General features: G+C 68.8%; 2 protein-coding genes. One reads left to right on the top strand and one right to left on the bottom strand.

Annotation, left to right across the window (positions count from 1 at the left end):
• Positions 1–161: 161 nt before the first annotated feature.
• Entirely contained in the window at positions 162–1,262 is a 1,101-nt protein-coding gene (gene aroC / locus HMPREF3115_RS16635; RefSeq protein WP_070555224.1) for a chorismate synthase, read from the bottom strand.
• On the opposite strand from aroC, the gene HMPREF3115_RS31935 reads away from it, so the two are divergent.
• Positions 1,261–1,483: hypothetical protein (locus tag HMPREF3115_RS31935; protein ID WP_218079213.1), on the top strand; the 223-nt coding region annotated here is incomplete at its 3' end. The genes aroC and HMPREF3115_RS31935 overlap by 2 nt on opposite strands.

The following is a 1,483-nucleotide window of genomic DNA, read 5'->3' as shown; positions in this document are numbered from 1 at the left end:
GCCCGAAGGCGGCGGCGGGCCGAATTATCCGAACATGTGACGCACCGATCAACGCCGCGCGACGCGGCGTTTTTTTCGTGCAAAAAGAAACGGGGCGCGGCTCATTGCCGTGCCCCGTTTCCTTCTGCGTCGATGCGCTCAGCGACGGCGCGTGTGCCGCATCACGTCGCGCTGCCGGCGATTTTCGGCGTCTGCGTCTCGACGTCGCCGCACTGTGCACGGTGGCGCAGCGCATGATCGATCAGCACCAGCGCGAGCATCGACTCGGCGATCGGTGTCGCGCGGATGCCCACGCACGGATCGTGGCGGCCGAACGTTTCGACCGTCGCCGGCTGTCCGTCCTTCGTGATCGAGCGGCGCGGCGTACGGATGCTCGACGTCGGCTTGATCGCGATCGACACCGTGATGTCCTGCCCCGTCGAAATCCCGCCGAGCACGCCGCCCGCGTGATTGCCGACGAAACCGGCCGGCGTCAGCTCGTCGCCGTGCACCGAACCGCGCTGCGCGACGCTGTCGAAGCCCGCGCCGATCTCGACGCCCTTCACCGCGTTGATGCTCATCATCGCCTTCGCGATGTCGGCATCGAGCCGGTCGAACACCGGCTCGCCCCACCCGACCGGCACGCCGGACGCGACGACGTCGATGCGCGCGCCGATCGAATCGCCGTCCTTGCGCAGCGCATCCATGTATGCCTCGAGTTCCGGGACGATCGCCGCATTCGGCGCGAAGAACGGATTCTCGCGCACGTGCGACCAGCCGACGAACGGCACGTCGATCTCGCCCAGCGCGCTCATGTAGCCGCGCACCTCGACGCCGAAGCGCTCCCGCAGCCACTTTTTCGCGACCGCGCCTGCGCCGACGATCGGTGCGGTCAGGCGCGCGGACGAGCGGCCGCCGCCGCGATAGTCGCGCACGCCGTATTTCTGCCAGTACGTGTAGTCCGCATGGCCGGGCCGGAACGTCTCGACGATGTTGCCGTAGTCCTTGCTGCGCTGGTCGGTGTTGCGGATCAGCAGCGCGATCGGCGTGCCGGTCGTCACGCCTTCGAACACGCCGGACAGGATCTCGACCTCGTCGGCCTCCTGCCGCTGCGTGACGTGCCGCGACGTGCCCGGCTTGCGGCGGTCGAGCTCGGCCTGGATGTCCGCCTCGGTGAGCCCCATGCCCGGCGGGCAGCCGTCGATCACGCAGCCGATCGCGGGGCCGTGCGACTCGCCGAAGGTCGTGACAGTGAAAAGCGTGCCGAGGGTATTGCCGGACATGGTGGAACCGCCCAAAGAAAATGCGCAAACCCGAACGCGGCCTGTCGTCCAACAGGCACGCCGCCGGTTCGCCGATCGAAAAATAGGTAAACCGACATTATGCCAGCCGTGCCGGCTGTCCGGGCCGCGCGATGCGATCGCGCGCCGGCGCGCAGCGCCGACGCGCCGTTATTTGCGCGCGCCGCGCAGTTCGGCCACGGCGGCCTGCAGCGCGGCCGGCG

It is taken from the genome of Burkholderia sp. HMSC10F09 (assembly GCF_001806955.1).
GTDB classification, from domain to species: domain Bacteria; phylum Pseudomonadota; class Gammaproteobacteria; order Burkholderiales; family Burkholderiaceae; genus Burkholderia; species Burkholderia multivorans.
This window is presented reverse-complemented; position numbering and strand designations above follow the sequence as displayed.